The 21,016-nt window shown below is 66.5% G+C and carries 23 protein-coding genes and 1 rRNA gene; 9 read left to right on the top strand and 15 right to left on the bottom strand.

Annotation, left to right across the window (positions count from 1 at the left end; all coding sequences use genetic code 11):
- Positions 1 to 94 (top strand): 5S ribosomal RNA (rrf, locus tag AC1DFU_RS00005); the annotation flags it as partial.
- A 99-nt stretch (positions 95 to 193) separates the two neighbouring features.
- The gene (locus AC1DFU_RS00010) at positions 194 to 496 is read left to right on the top strand and encodes a GIY-YIG nuclease family protein (protein WP_092296124.1); all 303 of its coding nucleotides are present in this window, start codon (positions 194 to 196) and stop codon (positions 494 to 496) included.
- 72 nt (positions 497 to 568) lie between these two features.
- Here the strand turns inward: AC1DFU_RS00010 and AC1DFU_RS00015 are convergent, their stop codons facing one another.
- Together AC1DFU_RS00015 and AC1DFU_RS00020 are read right to left on the bottom strand one after the other, a co-directional pair.
- Positions 569 to 991, bottom strand: coding sequence for an organic hydroperoxide resistance protein (locus AC1DFU_RS00015; protein ID WP_092296121.1), 423 nt, complete (start codon positions 989 to 991; stop codon positions 569 to 571).
- Positions 992 to 1,052: 61 nt separating this feature from the next.
- On the bottom strand, positions 1,053 to 1,523 hold the full coding sequence (locus tag AC1DFU_RS00020) for a MarR family winged helix-turn-helix transcriptional regulator (RefSeq protein ID WP_441592678.1): 471 nt from the start codon (positions 1,521 to 1,523) through the stop codon (positions 1,053 to 1,055).
- 184 nt (positions 1,524 to 1,707) lie between these two features.
- On the opposite strand from AC1DFU_RS00020, the gene AC1DFU_RS00025 reads away from it, so the two are divergent.
- Positions 1,708 to 3,177: a DegQ family serine endoprotease gene (locus AC1DFU_RS00025; RefSeq protein WP_092296115.1), complete on the top strand. Its 1,470-nt coding sequence runs from the start codon at positions 1,708 to 1,710 to the stop codon at positions 3,175 to 3,177.
- A 224-nt stretch (positions 3,178 to 3,401) separates the two neighbouring features.
- Positions 3,402 to 3,728 carry a hypothetical protein gene (locus AC1DFU_RS00030; protein WP_092296112.1) on the top strand — a complete coding sequence of 109 codons (327 nt, stop codon included), beginning with the start codon at positions 3,402 to 3,404 and terminating at the stop codon, positions 3,726 to 3,728.
- 60 nt (positions 3,729 to 3,788) lie between these two features.
- Here AC1DFU_RS00030 and AC1DFU_RS00035 read toward each other — a convergent pair whose 3' ends face one another.
- From AC1DFU_RS00035 to AC1DFU_RS00055, 5 genes are all read right to left on the bottom strand, one after another.
- Positions 3,789 to 5,279, bottom strand: coding sequence for an MFS transporter (locus AC1DFU_RS00035; protein WP_092296256.1), 1,491 nt, complete (start codon positions 5,277 to 5,279; stop codon positions 3,789 to 3,791).
- Positions 5,280 to 5,371: 92 nt separating this feature from the next.
- Positions 5,372 to 5,869: a MarR family winged helix-turn-helix transcriptional regulator gene (locus tag AC1DFU_RS00040; RefSeq protein WP_441592677.1), complete on the bottom strand. Its 498-nt coding sequence runs from the start codon at positions 5,867 to 5,869 to the stop codon at positions 5,372 to 5,374.
- Between the two features lie 81 nt (positions 5,870 to 5,950).
- Complete coding sequence (locus AC1DFU_RS00045; protein WP_441592676.1) at positions 5,951 to 7,954, bottom strand: transglutaminase TgpA family protein; 2,004 nt, start codon at positions 7,952 to 7,954, stop codon at positions 5,951 to 5,953.
- On the bottom strand, positions 7,951 to 8,928 hold the full coding sequence (locus tag AC1DFU_RS00050; protein WP_441592675.1) for a DUF58 domain-containing protein: 978 nt from the start codon (positions 8,926 to 8,928) through the stop codon (positions 7,951 to 7,953). Before AC1DFU_RS00050 ends, AC1DFU_RS00045 begins: the two co-directional genes overlap by 4 nt.
- Before the next feature lie 13 nt (positions 8,929 to 8,941).
- On the bottom strand, positions 8,942 to 9,865 hold the full coding sequence (locus AC1DFU_RS00055) for an AAA family ATPase (protein ID WP_092296100.1): 924 nt from the start codon (positions 9,863 to 9,865) through the stop codon (positions 8,942 to 8,944).
- A gap of 225 nt (positions 9,866 to 10,090) precedes the next feature.
- Between AC1DFU_RS00055 and AC1DFU_RS00060 the strand changes: the two genes are divergently transcribed.
- Complete coding sequence (locus tag AC1DFU_RS00060; protein WP_092296097.1) at positions 10,091 to 10,936, top strand: phytanoyl-CoA dioxygenase family protein; 846 nt, start codon at positions 10,091 to 10,093, stop codon at positions 10,934 to 10,936.
- Positions 10,937 to 11,002: 66 nt separating this feature from the next.
- Here AC1DFU_RS00060 and AC1DFU_RS00065 read toward each other — a convergent pair whose 3' ends face one another.
- The 7 genes from AC1DFU_RS00065 to AC1DFU_RS00095 all read right to left on the bottom strand — a co-directional run bounded on the left by AC1DFU_RS00065 (position 11,003) and on the right by AC1DFU_RS00095 (position 17,063).
- On the bottom strand, positions 11,003 to 11,179 hold the full coding sequence (locus AC1DFU_RS00065) for a hypothetical protein (RefSeq protein ID WP_177219928.1): 177 nt from the start codon (positions 11,177 to 11,179) through the stop codon (positions 11,003 to 11,005).
- Positions 11,180 to 11,341: 162 nt separating this feature from the next.
- On the bottom strand, positions 11,342 to 12,079 hold the full coding sequence (locus tag AC1DFU_RS00070; protein WP_092296094.1) for a GntR family transcriptional regulator: 738 nt from the start codon (positions 12,077 to 12,079) through the stop codon (positions 11,342 to 11,344).
- Between the two features lie 132 nt (positions 12,080 to 12,211).
- A complete protein-coding gene (locus AC1DFU_RS00075) occupies positions 12,212 to 13,234 on the bottom strand; it encodes a 2Fe-2S iron-sulfur cluster-binding protein (RefSeq protein ID WP_144199747.1) in 1,023 nt (340 codons plus the stop codon).
- A 12-nt stretch (positions 13,235 to 13,246) separates the two neighbouring features.
- Positions 13,247 to 13,726 (bottom strand): GlcG/HbpS family heme-binding protein, encoded by a 480-nt coding sequence (locus AC1DFU_RS00080; protein ID WP_092296089.1) that lies wholly within the window; start codon positions 13,724 to 13,726, stop codon positions 13,247 to 13,249.
- A 32-nt stretch (positions 13,727 to 13,758) separates the two neighbouring features.
- Positions 13,759 to 15,207, bottom strand: coding sequence for an aldehyde dehydrogenase family protein (locus tag AC1DFU_RS00085; RefSeq protein ID WP_092296086.1), 1,449 nt, complete (start codon positions 15,205 to 15,207; stop codon positions 13,759 to 13,761).
- 64 nt (positions 15,208 to 15,271) lie between these two features.
- A complete protein-coding gene (locus AC1DFU_RS00090; protein WP_092296083.1) occupies positions 15,272 to 15,991 on the bottom strand; it encodes an iron-containing redox enzyme family protein in 720 nt (239 codons plus the stop codon).
- A 145-nt stretch (positions 15,992 to 16,136) separates the two neighbouring features.
- Complete coding sequence (locus tag AC1DFU_RS00095; RefSeq protein WP_092296080.1) at positions 16,137 to 17,063, bottom strand: ornithine cyclodeaminase family protein; 927 nt, start codon at positions 17,061 to 17,063, stop codon at positions 16,137 to 16,139.
- Between the two features lie 331 nt (positions 17,064 to 17,394).
- Between AC1DFU_RS00095 and AC1DFU_RS00100 the strand changes: the two genes are divergently transcribed.
- The 4 genes from AC1DFU_RS00100 to AC1DFU_RS00115 all read left to right on the top strand — a co-directional run bounded on the left by AC1DFU_RS00100 (position 17,395) and on the right by AC1DFU_RS00115 (position 20,021).
- A complete protein-coding gene (locus AC1DFU_RS00100) occupies positions 17,395 to 18,933 on the top strand; it encodes a hypothetical protein (RefSeq protein ID WP_092296077.1) in 1,539 nt (512 codons plus the stop codon).
- 43 nt (positions 18,934 to 18,976) lie between these two features.
- Positions 18,977 to 19,330, top strand: coding sequence for a 2Fe-2S iron-sulfur cluster-binding protein (locus AC1DFU_RS00105; protein WP_255370861.1), 354 nt, complete (start codon positions 18,977 to 18,979; stop codon positions 19,328 to 19,330).
- Positions 19,321 to 19,626 (top strand): ferredoxin, encoded by a 306-nt coding sequence (locus AC1DFU_RS00110; RefSeq protein ID WP_092296074.1) that lies wholly within the window; start codon positions 19,321 to 19,323, stop codon positions 19,624 to 19,626. Before AC1DFU_RS00105 ends, AC1DFU_RS00110 begins: the two co-directional genes overlap by 10 nt.
- A 101-nt stretch (positions 19,627 to 19,727) precedes the next feature.
- Positions 19,728 to 20,021 (top strand): 2Fe-2S iron-sulfur cluster-binding protein, encoded by a 294-nt coding sequence (locus AC1DFU_RS00115; RefSeq protein ID WP_255370867.1) that lies wholly within the window; start codon positions 19,728 to 19,730, stop codon positions 20,019 to 20,021.
- Positions 20,022 to 20,045: 24 nt separating this feature from the next.
- On the opposite strand, the gene AC1DFU_RS00120 is transcribed toward AC1DFU_RS00115, so the two are convergent.
- Complete coding sequence (locus AC1DFU_RS00120) at positions 20,046 to 20,867, bottom strand: IclR family transcriptional regulator (RefSeq protein WP_092296068.1); 822 nt, start codon at positions 20,865 to 20,867, stop codon at positions 20,046 to 20,048.
- Positions 20,868 to 21,016: the final 149 nt, after the last annotated feature.

The following is a 21,016-nucleotide window of genomic DNA, read 5'->3' on the forward strand; positions in this document are numbered from 1 at the left end:
GGAACCACCCCTTCCCATCCCGAACAGGACCGTGAAACGACTTTGCGCCGATGATAGTGCGGACTACCCGTGTGAAAGTAGGTCATCGCCAGGCTCTTATACCCAGAACCCCCAGCCCCATAAAGGCTGGGGGTTTTGCTTTGTGGGCTCCGATTGGCATTTTCGTGACGAAAACGCTTATGATCTGCGTGCCATGCCCTCTGACGAAGAAGACCTCGCTTGTGCCGAGGCAACGCCCTGGTATCTCTACCTGCTCGAATGCGAAGGCAATTCGATCTACACAGGGATTACCACTGACGTCCAGCGCCGTTATGCCCAGCACCTTGCGGGGATTGGTGCCAAATACACACGCTCCCGCAAACCTACGCGCCTGCTTGGATGGCTTCGCTACGATAACAAGTCAGAAGCGTTGAAAGCCGAGTTGGCCACCAAGCGCATGTCGGCCGTGCAAAAGCGCGCATTCTGCGCGATGCTCGAAACGGAAGACAGCGCATAAAAACAAGCATAAAAACAAAAACGCCGGCAAATTTGCCGGCGTTTTTGTTTGTGATCGCAACTACAGTCAAACTCAGACTACCGTGAGCGTTACCTCGATATTGCCGCGGGTGGCATTCGAATACGGGCAGACCTGGTGTGCGGCTTCCACCAGCTTCTGGGCCGCTTCCTTGTCCATGCCCGGCAGCGAGATCTTCAGATCGGCCTGGATACCAAAGCCCTGCGGAATCTGGCCGATGCCGACGGCGCCTTCGATCTTGGCGTCCGGCGAGACCGTGATCTTCTGCTGGCTAGCCACGAAACGGATCGCGCCCAGGAAACAAGCCGAATAGCCGGCTGCGAACAGTTGCTCGGGATTCAGGCCATCGCCCTTGCCGCCCATTTCCTTGGGTACGGCCAGCTTCACGTCCAGTTGATTATCGGACGTCACGGCGCGGCCATCGCGGCCACCGGTTGCGGATGCGTGGGCGGTGTACAGGACTTTCTCGAGTTTCATTTGCATTCTCCTAGCGATGCCCGCTCGGGGGCGTTTTCAAAGTCATGCCGAAATCGGCAAATCAACCGTCGGACCGTGCATCCTCCAGCGTGGTCCGCATCTCATGCAGGCGCGCCGTCAATGTCTGGATCTCCTCGATCGAGCACTGCGTCGCGCACAACATCTTTTCCGGGATGCCTTCCGCCGATGCGCGCAGGCGCCGGCCGGCATCCGTCAGGCTGACCAGCACGCGTCGCTCATCCTCGTCATCGCGTGCCCGTGCCACGAACCCCGCCACCTCGAGCCGCTTGAGCAGCGGAGTCAGTGTTCCGGAGTCCAACGTCAACCGTTCTCCGAGCGCCGACACCGTCAGCTTGTCCGTCTCCCATAACACCAGCATGACCAGATACTGCGGATAAGTGAGCCCAAGCTCACCCAGTATCGGCTTGTAGATCTTGGTCATTGCCAGCGAGGTGGAATACAGCGCGAAGCAGAGCTGTTGATCCAGCCGGAGCCAGTCTTCGTTAGTGGAGGAGTTCGTTGCGTCAGCCATGGCTCTATCTTATACACAATTAAATTGTGTGCAAGATAAATTTTCTATCGTGACTATTGAGGATAGGTGACGCGGACGAGATAGGTCGGAACTTTAAGTCTGGTTTAAGGATGGCTGCTTACGATGCTTCCATCGCGCCGCAACTCCTGCGTCCGCGCAAGAAGCCAACCAGAAAGGAAAGACCATGATTCGCCAGACTTTTGCCCGCTCCGCCGTCGGTGTCGCCGCGCTCGTTGCGCTGGCCGGCGGTTATGCCTATCTCCAGAAGGACGCCATCACCCCCGGCTACGCCGCGCCGACGCCCGTCACGGCATCTGCCTCCGGCGCGCCCGTCGCCGTCGCCACGCCAGCCGACTTCTCGGGCATCGTCGACCAGTACGGCCCCGCCGTGGTGAACATCAGCGTGACCGCGCGCGCCCAGCGCACCTCCGCGCAGGCGCCGCAGGGCATCGACCCCGACGATCCGCTGTTCCAGTTCTTCAAGCGTTTCGGCCCGCAGTTCCAGGGTCCGCAAACCAGCCAGCCGCAGCTTGTGCGCGGCCTGGGCTCCGGCTTCATCGTCAGCTCGGATGGGCTGATTCTCACCAATGCTCACGTGGTCGATAACGCCACGGAAGTCACCGTCAAGCTGACCGATCGTCGCGAATTCAAGGCCAAGGTGCTGGGCGCCGATCCGCAGACTGACATCGCCGTGATTCGCATCGATGCGAAGGACTTGCCCACCGTGCGCCTTGGCGATCCGTCGAAGATCCGCGTCGGCGAGCCCGTGCTGGCCATCGGCTCGCCCTACGGTTTCGAGAACACGGTCACCGCCGGCATCGTCAGCGCCAAGTCCCGCTCGCTGCCGGACGACACCTACGTGCCCTTCATCCAGACCGATGTGGCGGTGAACCCCGGCAATTCCGGTGGCCCGCTGTTCAACCAGCGGGGCGAAGTGATCGGCATCAACTCGCAGATCTATAGCCAGACCGGCGGCTACCAGGGCCTGTCGTTTGCGATTCCGATCAACGTGGCGACGAAGGTGCAGGAGCAACTGGTGGCGCATGGCAAGGTCACGCGCGGCCGTCTCGGCATCTCGGTGCAGGAGGTCAACCAGGCGCTGGCCCAGTCCTTCAACCTACCCAAGCCGGCAGGCGCGCTGGTCAATGCGATCGAGCCGGACAGCCCCGCTGCCCGCTCCGGCCTGAAGGCAGGCGACGTGATTGTGCAGCTGGGCGACGACGTCATCGACCATTCGGGCGATCTGCCCGAGCACGTCGCGGACATGAAGCCCGGCACGCAGACCCAGCTCAAGGTCATCCGCAAGGGCGAGCCGCTGACGCTGACCGTCAAGGTGGGCACGGCCCAGGAAGGCGCCGTGGCGCAGAAGACGAATGGCGGCGATACCGGCGGCAAGCTTGGCCTCGCGGTGCGTCCGCTTACGCCGGCCGAGAAGCGTGACAGCGGCATCGACGGCGGGCTGGTCGTGGAGAACGTGGCCGGACCGGCCGCGCGCGTGGGCATTCAGCCGGGCGATGTCATCCTGTCGCTGAACGGCACGCCGATCAGTTCAGCAGAGCAACTTCGGGCCCTGGTGTCGAAGTCCGGCAAGCAGGTGGCGCTGCTCGTGCAACGCGACGACGCCCGGATTTTCATCCCCCTCGACCTCGGCTAACCGGGTCCGAAAAACCGGGTTTACGGTGCCCGGTTTACGTATACAGGCCGTATACCGTAAACCGGTATACGGCCCGCAAACCCTTGCCAGAGGCCGCATTCAGGGCGATAAAACATCCCAAAAACGCGTTTGAGCAGGTATGATCTCGACTGCGATGCATGAAGCGCGTGGTGGCCATGGCCGCCACGTCTGGTTCTTGCTGAATCGACAGAACAAGGAAGTCTATGCAGTTGGATTTCACCCGCGCCCCCATCTCGCCGGGTACCGACCGAACGCGGCGCTTGACGCCTGCCACCACCAAGCCGACGACCCCGCGTCGCCGCAAGAAGGAAGCCGCTCCACACTGGGAGCGCGGCTACCGTTCTCATTTCTACCGTAGCGAACGCGGCGACAAGCTCGGTGAGGTCCACCTTTCCGATCGCGGCGAACTCCCCGTGGTCTACCGCTGGGCGGCCGGCAACTACTCCGGCGCAGAGGGCTCCCTGGCCCATGCGCGTGCCCGCGTGGAAGAAACCATCGGCTTCGGCATGCGCCAGCTGTCGCTGTTCTGACGGGCGGACACGCCTCCCGCCCCTAGTCGTATCCTCAACGCGCCGTCCCCAGTCTGGGCGCTAGTCCAGCCGACGCTGCGCGAACATGCCGATAGCCGCCACCAGCGCGAGCACGGCAATCAATCGATAGAGATCCTCGCAGGCAATTAGCCGCGCCTGTTGATCGGCAATTGTCGCCAACTGCGCCAGCGCGCCCACGTGCGCCTGCCCCGTATCGAAGCCGCGCGCCATCAGCGCCTTCTGTGCCGACTCCAACCACTGCGCCGCCTCAGCGGGACGTTGCCCGATGGCATTGGTCAAGCTGGTATGCACCGCGAACTGCCGGTTCTGCAGCAGCACGGCGCCGAGCGCCGACGCGAACGAGCTGGCAATCTGCCGCATCAGGTTCTTGCTGCGGTAGCCGTGGGCAAAGTCATCGTCGTCGGCCAGCGAGCGGAACGTCAGTCCAGCAATCGGGATGATGACCATCACGCCGAACAGCCCCTTGCCCACCAGCCCGGGCAGCAGCGCGACCGGTCCGACATCGGGTGGCATGATCGAAAACCACGCCATCGCGCCCGCCATCAGCAACAGGCCCGCCACCATGACCGGCTTCTTGTGCGTGAGGTGCCGCGCCACGCGCAGATAGCACCAGATGCCGGCGAGGCTGATGGTGGCGGCCAGCGTGTTGAGCCAGCCTGTGGTGGCCAGCGGGAAGCGCAGTGCCTGTTCGGCGTAGATCGGGAACACGTAGCCGCTCAGGTTGCTGATCATGTAGTAGACGAAATACATGGCCAGCCCCGTGAGGTAGACGGGATGGCGCAGCGCACGCAGTCGCAGCACCGGCGTGGCGTGGTGCCACTGGTGCCACAGGAAGCCGGCGAGCAGCGCCAGGGCAAGCGCGGCGACCAAGGCTACGCGGGCGGGATGCGAGAAGAGGTCGAAGCGCGCCTCGGTCAGGGACGCCTGGAGCGCCACGATGGCCACGCCGAACAGCAGCAGCGGACCGAGCGCCGGGCCGCCCACATCTTCGCGGGGTTCGGCGTCGGGCAGCAGCAGCCAGGCGCCGAGCGTGGCCAGCGCCGCGAACGGCAGCACGCCATAGAACACATCCTGCCAGACCCCGCGCTCGACCAGCTCTGCCGCGAACGCCGGCCCGAGCGCCGAGGCGCCGAAAATCCCCAGCATGAAGATACGCGTGGCGCGCGGCCGATCAGCCGGGCCGAACATCAGGTTCACGAGAATCCGGCAGCTGGTGAACAGCGCGCCGCCGCCCACGCCTTGCACGAAACGGGCGGCCACCATCTGCGCGAGGCCGGTGCTGGTGGCCGCGCCGAGCGTGCCGGCCATGAACAGCAGCAACGACCCTGTCAGGTAATAGCGATAGCCGAACCGCTGCGCCAGCCACTGCTGCTTGAGAATCATCAGCATGCTGCCCACGGCATAGGCGGCCTGCACCAGCGCAAAGCTGCGCGGGTCCGCATCGATGCCGCCGACGATATGGCTGGACGCGAACACGAACATGATGTTCTCGAGGAACTCCACGCCGGTGGCCAGCGCGAGCAACATCATCAGCAACGTCTGGCGCTGCGGTCGGCTCAACAGGCGACTCAGCGCGCCGGGCCAGCGGGCGCCGGCGCCCTTGCCCTGGGGGGCGGGCAGGTTCACGACCGCTGCGCGTCGAGTGCCGCGAGATTCTGGTGCAACTGCACAAGGTCGCGCGTCACGTCGGCCAGCCGGTCCTTGCCCAGCGGCGCCCAGGCCTCGCCATAGGCGGCATGCACGGCGGGCGCGGCGCGCTCCAGCAACGCCCGGCCTTCCGCCGTCAGCGTCAGTTCCAGGCTGCGCCGATCCTGTGTCGAGGTCTTGCGCTGCACCAGGCCGCGTGCCTCCAGGCCGTCGATCAGGCGCGTCATCTGGGTGCGCGTGGCGTCGATGGCGACGCCAAGTTCCGACGGCATGGTCGGCTGTCCGCCATCGGCGACGAGCAGGCTCATGATCAGGTACTGGCCCATGTCGAGCGTGTGCGGCGCCAGTGCTCGCTCGATGTGATGTCGGAGCAATCTGGCGGAACGGAGCAGCAGGCGGGAGGCGAGCATGAGATCGCGCGGGGCTTCCGGATATTCCGCGCAAAACCGGGTGATACGCTGTTCGAACGGCATTTGTTACATCCGATATAGTTACGAACGTAACTATATGCGCGAGATGCGGGAATGGCAACCGGCCGATGGTGCGCGGGACGGCTAGCGCACCTGCCGCCGCACGAGCGTCAGCGCCCTGCGCATGCGCGCCATCGCTTGCAACCTGCCTGCGGCGTCCGGCGTACCGTAGCGCAGCGCGATGTAGTCGCGCGTGAATGCCTGCAAGGCGGTGGCGGCGCCCGGCAGCGCCTCGGCGGCGCGCATGGCGAAATCGGCCGGCCCTTCCGAAGCCCCGCGCGCGCAGCCATGACGCGCCAGCAAGGTGCAGAAGCGGGCATAGAGCGACTGGAGCGGATCGAGCCGCCGTTGCCGCAGCCAGAGCGGCAACAGCGCGACGAGGCTCAGCGTTGCCAGTCCGCCCGCCAGCAACGCTGGCAATTGGCCATCCATGCCAAGTTTCTGCAGCAGCCGGCCCTGTTGCGCGCGGTCGTACTGGAGCACCCAGCGCTGCCACGTATAGGTCAGTCCGTCGAGGCCCAGGCGCAGGTCCCGCAACCATGCCGGGCCGCGCAAGGCGCGTAGCGCCTCAGCCTCGTCGCCGCTCAGGGCGGCGTCCACGCCTTCTTCCACACGGCTCGGCGCCACGGCGCTGGTCGGGTCCACGCGCACCCATCCGCGCCCGGCGATCCACACCTCGGCCCAGGCGTGGGCGTCCGATTGCCGGATGATGTAGTGCCGGCCCATCGGGTTGTACTCGCCGCCCTGATAGCCCATCACGGCGCGCGCGGGCACGCCGGCGGCGCGCATCAGGAACACGAAGCTGCTGGCGTAGTGCTCGCAGAAGCCACGGCGGGTATCGAACAGGAAGCTGTCCACCTGCTGCTTGCCGAGCGGCGGCGGGGAGAGCGTGTAGGCGAAGGGCGCCGCGGCGAAGAGCCGCAACGCGGCCTGCACGCGCTGCCACGGGTCCGGATACTGCGCCATCCAGCTGGCTGCGAGTTCGCGGCTGCGCGGATTGCCGTCCGGCAGCGCGAGCGACAGCGCAAGTGTGCGCCGCGACAGGGGTTGGGGCGTTCCCGTCAGTGTCGAGTGGCCCCGGTAGCGCAGCGGCCGGTCCACCGGTGCGCGGGCGAAAAACTCATCGTCGGCGGAAACGCGGGCGTCGAGGCTGCCGGACACCGCAACGCCCCGGTCGAGCAGGTACAGCCAGGCCTGCTGGCTTGGCTCCAGCGTAACGTTGTACGCGCGCACGCCCGAGGGCGGTGGCGTGGCGTCGTCGCCGTCATCGTCGCGCAGCCCGGTGGCCGGGCGCGTGGGCCGCATCGACCCATCGGCGGGCCGCCACGCCAGTCCGTCATAGTTCCAGAGCACCAGCGCGCGCCAGTACAGCGCACTGGCGGGCAAGGGATCGCCGATGATATCGGCGCGGAACGCCACCTCGGGCGAGCGGATCAGCTCGCCGACGCTGCCGGGTTTCATCGTGTCCGAAATACCGGTGCGGCCCACCGGCTCCGACTGCGGCAGCCGCCACAGCGGATGGTCGAGCCGAGGAAACAGCACGAACAGGAACAGCGCCCACGGCAGGCCGATCAGCGCCATGCGGCCAAGCAGCGGCCAGATCGCCAGCCGCCCGCGCGCTTCCGGATGGTGGAGCAGCAGCCAGTTGCGCAGGATCCATGCGCCGATCGCCATGCTGTAGATCGCCAGCCAGAACGGCTGGTCGGCGAGGTAGAGCGTTAGCAGCAGGTAGAAGGATAGTTGGGTGACCAGCGTGGCATCGGACAGCGCCTTGGTTTCCAGCAGCTTGAGGATGACGAAGGCGCCCAGCAGCGCCACGCAGAGTTCGCGCCCGAGGCTGCCGCCCGACTGCCATACGAGCGCGGCGGCGGTCACCAGCACCAGCACGGCCGACACGCCGAGCATCAGCTTCGACGGCAGCGGCGCGCGCTGGCGCCAGAGCAGCCAGCGCCAGGCCAGCAGCACCAGCAGCAGCAGGCTGACCGACACCGGCAGCGAGCGCGCCTGCGGCGCCAGCACCAACGCGAGCTGGCCCATCAGCATCCCGTGTTCCTGATGCCCGAGCGGGCGAACTTCGTGCCGGGTCATGACGCGCGCCGCTCCGGCCACACGGCCAGCGCTTCCAGGCAGGCGCGGCGATGGGCGGCACCCTGGGCGGGCGGCAACGCCACGCCGGGCAGGCGCAGGCCGATCTCGAACTCGTCGCCGGCGGCCAGCACCCACGCGCACAGCCGCGATAGCCGGGCCTCGGTGTCCATGCCCGGCGGCAGCGCATCCCAGTCGAGCCAGCAACCGGGCTGGCGCGGCGTGGTGCCGGTGCGGCTCAGCATGCGGCCCGTGCGGGCGCTGTGCTTCCAGGCGATGCGGTGCAGCGGGTCGCCGGTGCGATAGCGGCGCAACTGGTCGATGCCATCGTCCGACGCGACGGATAGCGTGCCGTCCTCGGCGTCGTCCGGGCGGGCCACCTGCGGCAGCGGCGGGGCGTTCGGCTCGGGCGCCGGATAGACGAAGGCCACCAGCGACAGGTCCGCATAGCTCCACACGCGAAACAGGCCGAACGGAAAGCGGCTGGAAAACGTGACGCGCGGCAGCTTCATGCGCCCGCGCGCGGTGGCCGGCACGCGGAGCGGCAAGGTGCCCCGGCTGTCGCCATCAATGGTCAGCGTGGCGGTTTCGGATTGCGGCGTGCGGGCCTCCAGGCCGATGCGGGCGGCTGGGTCGGCGTTGTCCACGTTCAGTGCGAAGACCGCCACATCGCCCACGAAGGCCGGCGAGGCGGCACCCGTGGACACCGCCAGTTCCAGCAGATTGCGATAGGCCATCCACATGCACGCCATGCCGATGCCGGCGAGCAGGAACGTGAGCGCGAAGCCGAGGCTGATGTTGTAATTCAGCGAGGTCAGCAGCATCGCCACGAGCAGCACGCCAAAGCCGGCCCCGCTGCGCGTGGGCAGGATATAGAGATGGCGCCGATCGAACGTCACCACGCCATTGACCGGCCCATGCTGCCGATGCAGCCAGGCGGTCAGCGGACGATGCGCGGTGGCGGAGGCTTGCCGCATGGCGGGACGGAAATCAGGGAATGGCGACGTTGGACAGCAGGCGGTCGAGCACCCCGGCGCCCTGGCCCACGCCATGGCCGGACGGCAGCAGCCGATGCCCCGCCACTGCCGCAAACACGGCCTGCACGTCCTCGGGAACCACCATCTCGCGCTGCTCCAGCAGCGCCCACGCCCGTGCGCAGGCCAGCAGCGCCAGCCCCGCACGCGGCGACAGGCCGGCGACGAAACCCGGTTCCGCGCGGGTGGCCTGCACCAGCGCCAGCACGTAGTCCACCAGCGCGGGGCTCGCGTAGACCTTGGCGGCGGCGGCCTGCAGCGCCATCACCTGCTCGGCGTCCATCACGGCAACGGGGCGCTGATCGGCGGCACCGCCGAGGTACAGCACCCGCTCGAAGGCCGGATCGGGGTAGCCGAGCGAAATCCGCATCGTGAAGCGGTCGAGTTGCGACTCGGGCAGCGCATGCGTGCCGATCTGCTCGAGCGGGTTTTGCGTGGCGATGACGAAGAACGGCGCCGGCAGCGCGTGCGTGGTGCCGTCGTGGGTCACCTGCCGCTCGGCCATGGCTTCCAGCAGTGCGCTCTGGGTTTTCGGGGGCGCGCGGTTGATCTCGTCGGCGAGCACCAGCTGGGCGAAGATCGGGCCGCGATGGAAACGGAACTCGCTGGCCTCGCGCAGGAAGACTGACACGCCGACCAGATCGGCCGGCAGCAGATCGCTCGTGAACTGCACCCGCTGGTATTGCAGGCCCAGCGTCTGGGCCAGCGCATGCGCGAGCGTGGTCTTGCCCACGCCCGGCACGTCCTCCAGCAGCAGGTGGCCGCCGGCCAGCATGCAGGCCAAGGCAAGGCGCACCTGGCGCGGCTTGCCCAGCACGATGCGGCCTAGCTGGGTTTGCGCCTCGGCGAGCGAGGCAACGATCCTGGGTCGGGCGGTCACGAGTTGCCTCCGGTGACGTGGCTGCGGGTGCAGAGTGCGGCCATTGTAGCGGCGTCGGGGTCGCATCGGACAGTGGGTTGCCGCACGCTTTCAGGGCGACAGATGTCCTGTTGTCTCATGCGAAATGGGCGGTATCGCCCGCCAGCCCGCGCCGGATCTCGCTGCTTCTGGCATCATCGATCTGTTGGCGCCTTGCCACTTTCAGAATGGTCTCATCCCTCCACGATGACTGCCTCGCAACACCGCGCCTCAGGCGCCTCGGCTTCCCTCGATTTCGACTCTTCCGCGCCCCTGGCCGACCAGGCCGGTCTGGCCAGCCTGGCGCGTGAATTCCACGCGGGCGGCTACATCGTGCTGCGCCGCTTTGCCAGCGAGGCCATGTGCGCCGCGCTGGAGGACATGACCCGCAAGCATCTGGCCGCCGCCGTGCCGCCGGTGGAGTTCGAGGCCGATCTCGGCTATCCCGGCGCGCCCACCTCGCGCAAGGCCGAAGGGGGCGGTACGGTACGCCGGCTGCGCCAGGCCTATGGCCGTGACGAGGTATTCCGCCGCTGGGCCAGCGATCCGCACGTGGTGGCCACGGTGGAGGCGCTGCTGGGCGAGCCCGCCCGCCTGACGCTGGCGCACCATAACTGCGTGATGACCAAGCATCCGCATTTCGGCAGCCAGACTGGCTGGCATCGCGATACACGCTACTGGTCGTTCGTAAAGCCCGAGCTGGTCACGGTTTGGCTGGCGTTGGGCGATGAAGACGAGCGAAACGGCGTCTTGCGTGTGATTCCGGGTTCGCATCAGGCCAAGCTGGCGCCGGAGCAGCTCGATCCGGCCGAGTTTCTCATCGAGGCGCATCCCAATAGCCAGAGCCTGCTGAAAGGGGCGATGCCCCTGACGCTGCATCGCGGCGATGTGCTGATGTTCGACAGCCGCCTGTTCCACGCGGCCGGCCGGAATGACGCCGAGACGGTCAAGCTGTCGGTAGCGTTCGCTTACTTCGGTGCGAGCAACCGGCCGCTGGCCGGCACGCGGTCCGCCGAGTTCGGCAGCGTGGAGCTGCCGCCGGCCGCCTTGTAGACGTCCCTTCCCAGAAACACAAAAGCCGCCTGATGGCGGCTTTTTCATTGGCGCGCGTGGTGCGCGTCAGGCGGCGTTGCCGCGAGTCGTGCCCGAACGGAACAGGGCAAACAGATCGGCCAGACGGACGGGCAGCAGCGGGGTGGCGTGCCGAACCGCATCGCGGCGGGCAAAGTGCTTGCGGAGTTGCTCGCCGACCGGACGGCTGAGGTACGAAGCATCCGGGTATTGCATGATGGTCATTCCCTATTGTGGTTAACAACAGCCTACAGTATACACCGCGATGGTGCGGCGCGCCATTTGCTGGTGCGAACGGGGAATGCCATGCGCAGACGCCCGTGCGAGGGCGGGCGTCCGTGCACCGGAATGTGGCCGGAATGTGGTGTCGAGGTCAGGCGGCGGAGATTACGCGCCCTTGTCAGGCGTATCGACCGGCGCGTTTGCCGGGGTGCCGTTCATGTTTTCGACAGCTTTCGCCGCGCTGAACACATGGCGCGTGGCCAGCAGCGCGGCAAGGTCGGCATCGCCGGCAATCACGGCCTGGAGAATCTGGGCATGCTCGTCCCAGTTCAGGCGCGCGCGGCTCAGGTTGGCCGGCGCGAACAGCAGCCCGGTGCGCTCACGCAGCGAACGCATCATGTCCTGCAGCACGCTGTTGGCGGCGATATTACCGAGCAGTTCGTGGAACTTGGAGTTGAGTTCGACGAAGCGCTCGGTCTGGCCGCTGTTCACGGCGTCGTTGCCTTCCTTGAGAACCTTCTCGATTTCCAGGATCAGCGCGGGGTCGCGGCGTTGTGCCGCGAGCTTGGCGTTGAGACCTTCGAGGGTGGCGCGCACCTCGACCATTTCGCGGGCGATATTGGGCGACAGACGCGCCACCGATGCCCCACGGCGCGGCTCGATCTTGACCAGCCCTTCCGCCGCCAGCGCGCGCAGCGCCTCGCGCACCGGAATGCGGGACACGCCCAGCTCCAGCGACAGCGTGTTCTCCACCAGCCGCTCGCCGGGATCGTACTGGCCGTCGAGGATGCGCTGCCGCAACGTATCGGTCACAAGCGCGAAGAGCGGGGAATGCTGGGCGCCCAGGCTGGCAGCCGGGGTGTCCGGATTCGGGCTGAAGGCACTGGTGGTGGCGTCGTTCATGGTCGGGATCGGCCGTGGAAATCGTGGATCGCGCAAGAAACTTGAGCGTTGAAGCACCGGCCCATTGGGATGCATGGGCCCGGCGTGAATGCCACTATTGTATACCGTCAACCTTTGCGACCAGACATTCCACTACATCGTCGGATGCTGAAAAGTGAACCCGTCGGCATACAGGAACGGGACCTGCGCGCCGAGTCCGGTGAACAACTGCTTTGCATCGTGGATCATGTTCGGCGAGCCGCAGAGATAAATCGCATGCTCGGACAGGTCGCCCAGGTCCGCCGCCACGGCTTCGTGCACATAGCCGCGCCGGCCCTGCCAGTCCGCGTCCGCGCGGGACAGCACCGGCACGTACTGGAAATCGTAAAGCCGATCGCCCCAGGCGCGGATCTCGTTGTCGAGGTAGAGGTCCGATGCGGACCGCATGCCCCAGTAGAGCCACACCGGCGGGCAATCCGGGTCATCCATCAGGGACTCCAGCATGCTCTTGATGGGCGCGATACCGGTGCCGGTGGCTACCATCAGCAGCGGGCGGTAGTCCTCCTTGCGCAGTGCGAAGTTGCCGAGCGGCACTTCCACGTCGAGCCGGTCGCCCGGTTGCAGGCGCGGCAGTTGCCCCGCCGTGAAGCGACCGCCGGCAATGCGGCGCACGTGGAAGTCCACCTCGTTGCCGCGCGGGGCGGACGCCATCGAGAAGCTGCGGTGGCTCCCGTCGTCTAGCAGAATCTTCATGTACTGGCCCGGCGCGAAGGCCAGCGGCGTGTCGTCGGGCAGGGCCATGCGCAGGTGCAGCACGTCGGCGGCGAGCGGCGTCACCGCCTGTACGATGGCTGACGCGCGGCGTGCCGGCACGGCCGGCTCCAGGCCGCGCGCGGTGCTGATGACGAGGTCGGCCGTGGGCCGCGCCTGGCAGGCCAGGGCGAAGCCGGCGGCGTCCTCGTCCTCGGTCAGTCCCATCGGAAATTCTTCATAACTGACCGATCCTTCCACCACGCGCACGCGGCAGGTGCCGCATCCGCCGAACGTGCATTCGTGGGCCAGGCTGACGCCCGTGCGCAGCGCGGCATCGAGCACGGACTCGCCGGGCTGCGCCGTGAACGACTGCTGCGTCTCGGCAATCTCGATGCGATAGAGGGGATGGGTACCGTGGGACATGACCGCTCCTGCTTACTTCTTGATGTCGGCCTGCGCCAGCACGGTCAGGTCCTCGCCGGCCAGCAGGTCGCGCAATGCTTCCAGCGCGGCCACGCCGCACGCGGTGTCCTGCTCGCCGTTGCCGCCGGACAGGCCCACGCCGCCGACCACCTCGCCGTTGACCACCACCGGGTAGCCGCCGACGAACACCGCGAACTTGCCTTCGAAGCTCCACTGGATGCCGAACGCCTCGTTGCCGGGCAGCGCGGGGCCGTTGGGCGCCGTATTGAACAGGTGTGTGGAACGCTTGTGGCCGGCCGCCGTGAATGCCTTGTTCCAGGCGATCTGCGGGCCGGTGATGCGGGCGCCGTCCATGCGTTCGAGCAGCAGCGGATAGCCGCCCTCATCGACGATGCAGATGGACTCCAGCACGCCGATCTCCTCGGCCTTCTTCACCGCCGCCGCCACCATGTGGCGGGCTTCCCGCAGTTCGAGCTTGATTGCCTTTTTCATCGTGAAATCCTTAATAGCCGGGTAGTCGCCGCTTAGCAGCCGCGATAGATGGTCTTGATCTGGGTGTAGAACTCGAGCCCCGCGCGGCCCGATTCCCGGAACGTGGAGGTGCTCGACCGCTTCAGCCCGCCGAACGGCGCGTTGACGAGGTTGCCGGTGGTGGTGCGGTTGATCTTCACCGTTCCGGACTCGATGTCATGCGCAAAATCGTGCATATAGCGCGGATTGCGCGTGGCGATGGCCGCGGACAGGCCGTACTCGGAGTCATTGGCAACGGCGATGGCCTCGGCGTAGCTGCCCACTTCGAGGATGGCGAGCACCGGGCCGAAGATTTCCTCGCGGGCGATGCGCATGGTCGGCGTGACATCGGTGAACACGGCCGGCGAGACGTAGTAACCGTGCGAGAAATCGCCATCCGTCAGCGCTTCGCCACCGCACAGCAGCGTGGCTTCAGCCTTGCCGGCGGCGATGTAGCCAAGCACGGTTTCCAGTTGCTTGCGCGTGGCGAGCGGGCCAAGATCCATGCCGGTGGCCATGCCGCTGCCGATCTTCAGCGTCTTGACCTTGGCCACGAGCTTGTCGGTGAATGCCTGCTTCACCTCGCGCATCACGAGGATGCGGCTGGTGCCCGTGCAGGCCTGGCCGGACAGCGACAGGCCGCCCTTGATGGCCAGGTCCACGGCCTTGTCGAGGTCGGCGTCCTCCATCACGATCAGAGGATTCTTACCGCCCAACTCCATCTGCGTGCGCGTGGTCATCGGCACGGACTTGTGGATCTGCTCGCCCGCTGCCGTGGAGCCGGTGAAGGACACGGCCCGTACCGCGCGCGATTCGACGATGGTCGGGCCCACCTCGGCGGCGCTGCCGGTCACGAAATTAAGCACGCCCTTCGGAATGCCCGCCTTGACGAAGGCTTCGGCCAGTCGGTAGCCGGAGAGCGGCGCGTCCGACGAGGGTTTGAAGACCACCGTGTTGCCGGTGATCAGCGCCGGCGCGATCTTGCGGGCCGGAATCGACACCGGGAAGTTCCACGGCGAGATTACCGTCACCACGCCCAGCGGCTCGCGCTGGCTGTAGACCAGCATGTCCGGGTCATCGTTGGGATACGTCTCACCGCCGTAGGTCTGTCCTTCCACGGCGTAGAAACGCAGCGTCTGGGCGGAGCGCATGACTTCGTCGCGCGCCAGCGACAGCGCCTTGCCTTCCTCGCGGGTCAGCTCGGCGGCGATGGCGTCGGCGTTGGCTTCCAGATGCGCGGCGGCATCGTTGAGAATTTTCGCGCGCTTGCCGATGGGGGTCTTTTTCCAGCTGTCGAAGGCGGCCGAGGCGGCGGCCACGGCGGCGGCGGCGTCACGCGCGTCCGAGGCGGCGTGCCGGCTCACGATGTCGCGCGTGTCGGCGGGGTTGAGGTTGTCGGTGGTGCGGCCGCTGGCGCTGTCGCACCATTCGCCGTCGATGTAGTTGCGGTACGTCTCGGTCATGACTGTGGCCTTTGCGAACGGGGGCGGGGCGCCCGGCACGGGGGCCGGGCAGATGCGGGGCCGCTCAGGCGGCCACGGTCTCGCGCGTGCCGTCCACGTAGTCGTAATAGAGCGCGGTGGTGTACAGCAGTCGCATCTGGGCGCCAACCTCGCAGATCTTCAGGCAACGCTGCTGCAATTCCGGCGTATTGGCGTGCTCGAGCACGATCTGATAGCCGCGTTCGCCGTGGATCTCGTCGGAGACGATGTGCAGGTCGAAGAATTCGACTTCCTCGTCCGTGAAGCCGTACTTCTCGCGCAGCGTGGGGGTCTGCTTGCGGTAGATCGACGGCACCTGCGACTCCAGGCCCACGACCAGGCCGGCCACGGCCACCACCGGGTCTTCGCGCATGGCCACGGCGTAGCACCAGCTTTGCAGGCCGCGCGTGGTCGGCGACATGTTGTCCGCATCCACCACGCGCTCGCGGGTGGTGCCGCAGGCTTCGGCAAAGCGGATCAGCAGGTCGGTGTGGCGGTCGCCGCCAATCTCTTCCTCGTACATATTGGCCAGCAGGAAGTCCTTGGCCTCGGTCATGTGGTCCGGCGTGCGGGCATAGATATAGGCGAGGTAGTCGGCGAACGGGCCCACGTAGTGATAGTGGTTCTCGGCCCAGCGGGCGAGGTGGTCGCGCGACAGCGTGCCGCCAGCCCATGCCTTGCTGAAGGGTGCCTGGTTGGCGCTCTTGCCCTTGATTGCGTTCTCGAGGGCGGCGCGGAAATCTTCACGGTTCATCAGTTCGGCCATTTGGGGGCTCCTGTTTTGACGAGGGGTGGTTGTGAGCCGCGACGTGAGAGACGTCTTATCTGCGGCGGGTTTGAATCAGGATGAAATTTGTATACTTTCTGCAATCGAATTTGGGCGACAAAGAGCTGACCGGGCGCAGCACGCGTCAGGCTTTTCCAGCCTCCGCTTCGGTAATCCGTCGATAGGCGACACCAGCCAGGGCGATGTCCTCCAGACCGACGCCGACCGACTTGTAGATCACGATGTCGTCGGCGTGGCGGCGCCCCGCCTTGCCCAGCAGAACATCGGCCAGCTCCACGATCTTGCTGTCGGGCAGCACCGCCTTGTCGGCGAGCACCAGGTCGCCGGCCTCGCGCAGCGACTGCGGCCGCCACTCCACCACCACGGTGGCGGCGCGGGACAGCGCGGTGTCGTCGAGTTCGCGGGTATGCGGCAGGCTCGATCCGATGGCGGCGATGAAGGTGCCCGGCTGGATCAGTTCGCCGGAGAACAGCGGTGTGGTCGAGCGCGAGGCAGTGACGATGATGTCGGCCTGCGCGGCGGCCACGGCCGGATCGGCAAAGGTCACGGGAATGCCGCACTGTGCGGCGAGCCGGTGGGGCAGGCCCGCGTCGGCATAAGGATCGACCACCAGCACGCGGCGCAGCGGCAGCGCGGCGGACAATTGCGCCGCATGCTGCACGCCCTGCGTGCCGGCGCCGAACAGCGCAAGCGTGGCGCTCTCGGGCCGGGCCAGCCGCTGCGCGGCCAGTACCGTGCAGGCCGCCGTGCGCAGCCGCGTGATCGCGCCGGCGTCGAACGAAGCCAGCGGCCGGCCGTCAACGGTTGAAAACAGCAGGATGACAAATGAGAACTGTCCTGCGATCGTCGTATATACCTTGGCCCCCGCCACCTCCTGCTCCGGAATCACCGCGCCAAGCGTGGAAAGCTTCACACCACCCGCCTCCGTCCGGATCCGTTCCTGCATCGCGGCCTCGCCGCGTCCAAAACTCTGGAAGGCCGCCAGCATGGCCTGCTGGGCGTCCTGGGCCGTCACGTGTCGGTCGATCAGTTCGTCGGTGATATGGAGCATGGTCGATGGGGGCTCAGGGCTGTTTGTGGCTCGATTCGGTATACAGTCTACACATGGCCGGAAAAATTGCTAGCGTTGATGCATCGATATTTTCCCGAGGCGTGCCTTCCAGAGTGGTGCTTGATGCGCTGAAACCGTGCACTGATGCGGCTTTCCGCACCGCATTGGGGGATTACCCCAAGCCGTGCAGGTTTCGCTTGTTCGGAAGCGTCAACGGGATATAGTATACAAATTAGATCGACGCCCAGCGCTGCACGCAGCCAAGAGGTCGACGGCAGGTCTTATTCATCCGCCCCCACAAGGGCCCCAAGATCAGGATCAGGGGAGCCTCATGCAACAAACCGTAGAAATCGGCCTGGCACATTGGGTGTATTTGCTAGGTGTCGCAGTCATCGTCTTGACGATGATCCTGCGGGCCAACGTTGTCGTGCCGTCTATCGTCGGCACCTTCCTCGTGATCCTGGCCATCACGGGCAATCCGGTCAGCGCGTTGGGGGGCATCTTTGGGGCCAGCCTCGTCGCGGCGAAGGAGCTGTTCAATATCTTCCTGGTGATCGCCTTCATGACGGCGCTGCTCAATGCGCTGAAATCGTTGCGATCCGATATCCGCATGGTGGAGCCGTTCCGCCTCGTCATGAAGAACGGGCATAGCGCCTACTTCATCCTGGCGGGCATCACCTATGTGATTTCGCTGTTCTTCTGGCCCACGCCGGCCGTGCCGCTGGTGTCGGCCATCCTGCTGCCCGCGGCCATCGCCGCCGGGCTGCCGCCGCTGGCCGGCGCCATGGCCATCGCCATCGCCGGGCAGGGCATGGCGCTCTCGTCGGACTACGTGATTGGTGTGGCGCCAGGCATCAGCGCCAAGGCGGCGGGCGCAGCGGTCAGCGCGGCCGTGGTGGCGGACCGGGCGCTGATCCTGTCGATCATCACCGGCACCATCGCGCTGACGCTGGCTTATCTGTCGATGCGCCGTCACATCGTGCCGGCCAACGGCGCGCTGCTGGACCGCTGGCAGGCCCGCGCCACGGGCGTGGACACGGCCATGGAAGCCACCGGCACCTTCGACAAGGCGGAGATTGCGCGCGGCACGTCGCACCCGGAGCCGCTCGTCACGGACGCCAATATCGAACAGAGCCTGGCGATGGTGGCCAAGCGCCGCATCAAGTGGTCGAAGTTCTTCGCGGTGCTCACGCCGGTGGCGTTTATCTGCGTGGTCTCGCTGATGGTGGCGCCCAAGCTGGCCGCCGGCATGCCGGATCTCAAGGGCGGCGCGGCAGCGGCACTGGTGGGCGGCGTGGCCGCGCTGTTGATGATGCTGGCCACGCTGGCCGCCGAAGGGCCGCGCAAGATGCTCGATGTCTGCCCGGAGCACATCACCGATGGCTTCGTGTTCGCGTTCAAGGCGATGGGCTCGGTGCTGCCGATTGCCGGCTTCTTCTTCGTGGGCGCCGGCGAGACCGCCGCGCAGATCCTGGGCGTGGACGCCGGCAAGGCGCCCAGCCTGCTGTTCGAGCTGATCCAGGCGTACCAGCACATGATTCCGGACAACCACGTGTTCGTGGCCTTCGGCGTGCTGTTGGTGGGCATGATCACCGGCATCGATGGCTCCGGCTTCGCCGGCCTGCCGCTGACCGGCACGCTGGCCGGCGCGCTGGGTCCGGTAGTCGGCTTCGACTCGGCCACGCTGGCCGCAGTGGGTCAGATGGGCGCGGTCTGGACCGGCGGCGGCACGCTGATCGCCTGGTCCTCCCTGATCGCCGTGGCCGGGTTTGCGCGCGTGCCGGTGCTCGATGCAGTGCGGGCGTTGCTGCTGCCCGTGCTGGCCGGGCTGTTCGTCTCCACGATCTGCGCGATGCTGCTCTGGCACTGACGCCGGGCGCTTCCTTTTTTTCGATTTCAGCGAAGTCACCAACATGCCGAAAGTCGTCTTTCACAAGCACGGGCAGGTTTTCGTGGACGAGGTCAAGCCCGAGACCAACCTCGTCGTCCGCGCCGGCATCAAGCAGTTTCCGTATCCGAACCTGCGCTACGAATGCGGCATGGGCAAGTGCTCCAAGTGCGCGTGCCGGGTCCTGGCGGGCGCCGAGCACCTGCCGCCGCCGAACTGGAAGGAAAAGAAGCAGCTGGGCGAGCGGATCGACCAGGGCTTCCGGCTTGCCTGCCAGATCTGGCTGACGCATGACATCGAGCTGGAGCAGGAGGATCAGCAGCCTGAGACCCCGGCACAACCTCAGGCCAACACCCAGGCCCAGACCTCATGTTCGTGATCCTGACCAGCAAGCCGGGCCAGTTCCGCACGGAGGCCGTGCCGGGCGTGGAGCCGGTGGAAACCTACGAGTACCTGTTCTATGGCCGCCCGAAGGCGATCTTCGTGATCGCCACGCTGCATGCGGCGGTGAAGGTGCCCGTGATCGACGAAACCGGCGGCCCGGATGCGCCGCCGGTGGTCAACCACGTGCCATCGAAATTCCTCGAGCGCTTCGACACGCTCGACGCTGCCCGGGCCGCGCTGCAGGCGCTGGCGCACTTCGGCAGCATGGACCTCTCTTTAAGGAAGCAATGATGCGGGCAGATATCGAGACGGCTGCCGCCGACACCACCGAGGACACTGGCGGCGGCAGCGCCGCGCCCGCCGCACCCGCTGCGGCGCCGGAGGTCCGCAAGGTGGAAATCGAATTCGTGACCAATGGCGGCAAGACGGTTACCGCGCCCGCCAACAGCAACCTGCTGCGCGTATCGCTGCGCGAGCAGGGCGGCATCCCGTTCAAGTGTGGCGGCGGGCTGTGCGGCACCTGCAAGTGCCACATCGATCGCGGGCTGGAGCATACGGACGCGGTCAAGCCCAAGGAGCGCAAGCATCTGAGCGATGACGACCTGCGCGCCGGCTTCCGCATGGCCTGCCAGACCTTCGTCAACGGCGATATCGCGGTGTCGTGGGAGCCGAAGGCGCGGGTGTAAGCCCGTCTTCGACCGAGGGCCGACCTAGGTCCGCAGGCCGACCAGCCCGGAAATCTTCTCGGAGGCCTCCAGCAGCGGTGGCAGGAATCGATCCGACATCTCCTGCGCGCTGGTGCGGTTGGCCTGCCCGCTGATATTGATGGCGGCGATGATCTGCCCGGTGCGGTTGCGGATGGGCGCGGCCAGCGAGACCAGCCCTTCCTCCAGTTCCTGATCGTTCTGCGCCCAGCCGCGCGTGCGGATGTCGGCAATCAGCGACTTCAACTGGTCGATGTCGGTCACGGTGCGGCGCGTGCGCGCTTCCAGTGCGGTGTCGCGCAGCACGCGGTCGAGCGTGTCGTCATCGAGCCCCGACAGCAGCACGCGCCCCATCGACGAGCAATAGGCCGGCAGCCGGCTGCCGATGGACAGGTTGATSGTCATGATCTTGCGTGCCGGCACGCGCAGCACGTAGACGATCTCGGTGCCATCGAGCACGGAGATCGAGCAGCTTTCATGCACCGACTGCGAGAGCGCCTCCATGATCGGCTCGGCCAGGTTCCAGAACGGCATCGAGGTCAGGTAGGCGAAGCCGAGGTCGAGGATCTTGGGCGTGAGCCGGAACTGGCGGCCATCGGCCTGCACATAGCCCAACCCCACCAGCGTGAGCAGGATACGGCGCGCGCCGGCGCGGGTCAGGCCGCTGGCCTGGGCGATTTCGGTCAGCGTCTGGGTTGGGTGGCGGGCGTCGAATGCGCGGATGACGGACAGCCCGCGTGCGAAGGACTGCACATAGCTGTCGCTCGGCTTCTCGGCGGGCGGGGTGCCCGGCGTGCGGGATGATGCGGGATCGGCAGGGCTCGCCATTGCGGAATGGGCTCGAAATTGGCTCGGAAAGGCCGAAAGGGTAGTGGAAATGCGTCCAAATCGCTAGTCCGGGGCCATCGGCAATACCCCGCCGCGACTGACCGCCACGCTGACGGACGCCGCGCTCTCCCTCATAATGTGCGATCGCA

The organism is Cupriavidus sp. 10L45 (genome assembly GCF_056395225.1).

Coding starts and splice junctions, on each gene's coding strand:
- AC1DFU_RS00075 (WP_144199747.1), bottom strand. CDS start 13,234: ATGTCCCACGGTACCCATCCCCTCTATCGCATCGAGATTGCCGAGACG.
- AC1DFU_RS00065 (WP_177219928.1), bottom strand. CDS start 11,179: ATGACCATCATGCAATACCCGGATGCTTCGTACCTCAGCCGTCCGGTC.
- AC1DFU_RS00045 (WP_441592676.1), bottom strand. CDS start 7,954: ATGACCCGGCACGAAGTTCGCCCGCTCGGGCATCAGGAACACGGGATG.
- AC1DFU_RS00025 (WP_092296115.1), top strand. CDS start 1,708: ATGATTCGCCAGACTTTTGCCCGCTCCGCCGTCGGTGTCGCCGCGCTC.
- AC1DFU_RS00010 (WP_092296124.1), top strand. CDS start 194: ATGCCCTCTGACGAAGAAGACCTCGCTTGTGCCGAGGCAACGCCCTGG.
- AC1DFU_RS00030 (WP_092296112.1), top strand. CDS start 3,402: ATGCAGTTGGATTTCACCCGCGCCCCCATCTCGCCGGGTACCGACCGA.
- AC1DFU_RS00015 (WP_092296121.1), bottom strand. CDS start 991: ATGAAACTCGAGAAAGTCCTGTACACCGCCCACGCATCCGCAACCGGT.
- AC1DFU_RS00040 (WP_441592677.1), bottom strand. CDS start 5,869: ATGCCGTTCGAACAGCGTATCACCCGGTTTTGCGCGGAATATCCGGAA.
- AC1DFU_RS00020 (WP_441592678.1), bottom strand. CDS start 1,523: ATGGCTGACGCAACGAACTCCTCCACTAACGAAGACTGGCTCCGGCTG.
- AC1DFU_RS00060 (WP_092296097.1), top strand. CDS start 10,091: ATGACTGCCTCGCAACACCGCGCCTCAGGCGCCTCGGCTTCCCTCGAT.
- AC1DFU_RS00110 (WP_092296074.1), top strand. CDS start 19,321: ATGTTCGTGATCCTGACCAGCAAGCCGGGCCAGTTCCGCACGGAGGCC.
- AC1DFU_RS00090 (WP_092296083.1), bottom strand. CDS start 15,991: ATGGCCGAACTGATGAACCGTGAAGATTTCCGCGCCGCCCTCGAGAAC.
- AC1DFU_RS00035 (WP_092296256.1), bottom strand. CDS start 5,279: ATGATGTTGCTCGCGCTGGCCACCGGCGTGGAGTTCCTCGAGAACATC.
- AC1DFU_RS00105 (WP_255370861.1), top strand. CDS start 18,977: ATGCCGAAAGTCGTCTTTCACAAGCACGGGCAGGTTTTCGTGGACGAG.
- AC1DFU_RS00050 (WP_441592675.1), bottom strand. CDS start 8,928: ATGCGGCAAGCCTCCGCCACCGCGCATCGTCCGCTGACCGCCTGGCTG.
- AC1DFU_RS00095 (WP_092296080.1), bottom strand. CDS start 17,063: ATGCTCCATATCACCGACGAACTGATCGACCGACACGTGACGGCCCAG.
- AC1DFU_RS00085 (WP_092296086.1), bottom strand. CDS start 15,207: ATGACCGAGACGTACCGCAACTACATCGACGGCGAATGGTGCGACAGC.
- AC1DFU_RS00080 (WP_092296089.1), bottom strand. CDS start 13,726: ATGAAAAAGGCAATCAAGCTCGAACTGCGGGAAGCCCGCCACATGGTG.
- AC1DFU_RS00070 (WP_092296094.1), bottom strand. CDS start 12,079: ATGAACGACGCCACCACCAGTGCCTTCAGCCCGAATCCGGACACCCCG.
- AC1DFU_RS00100 (WP_092296077.1), top strand. CDS start 17,395: ATGCAACAAACCGTAGAAATCGGCCTGGCACATTGGGTGTATTTGCTA.